At 53.8% G+C, this 589-nt stretch carries 1 protein-coding gene; it reads right to left on the minus strand.

Translation table 11 applies throughout. The features are described 5' to 3' along the window. Nucleotides 1–221: 221 nt before the first annotated feature. Nucleotides 222–589: hypothetical protein (locus ACYQ6M_RS30365; RefSeq protein WP_460077697.1), on the minus strand; the 368-nt coding region annotated here is incomplete at its 5' end.

Consider the following 589-nt stretch of genomic DNA (forward strand, 5'->3'; position numbering starts at 1 on the left):
GACGTTGGTTACGCCAACACCGACCCGGACAACGCATCTGACGTTGATGAACTCCTCTTCGGTGTTCGTATGCAGCGCACTTTCTAATCATCTGATTAGATTTCTGGCTGTGATCCTCTGAACTCCAGTCAGTCACGCGGCCCGGCAGGCTTCAATCTGCCGGGCCGTCCCCATTTTGATTCCCCGAGAATCCGCATGGGGCGAGGCCTCTAGCCTCCCGGTCAAGTGCCGGTCAAACCGGCGATTTTGCCGAGTTTCCTAACAGTTTCTAAATTTCCGATCTGATTTTGTGACATTCGCGCAACACCGGTTTTTGAAAACAGCCGCTGCGGTAGGTGCAAACCGTATTCTGTATTGAACCGGGAAATTGGATGCGTATGGTCATCCTTGCGAGCGGCTTCGAGCCGCACTGATTTGTCTGCCTCGGACGTCCAACCTCCGGTCGGTGGCAAACTCAGAAACAATTCGCGGGGACAATGGCGCTTTTCTTTGGTGCCAATTGAAATGACTGATTGGAGGTCAGATATGAAACTCAAGAGCTTGATGCTCGGCGCTGCAGCTGCTGCTGCTGCCACCACCGCACAGGCAG

This window comes from Roseibium sp. ROS1 (assembly GCF_054658215.1).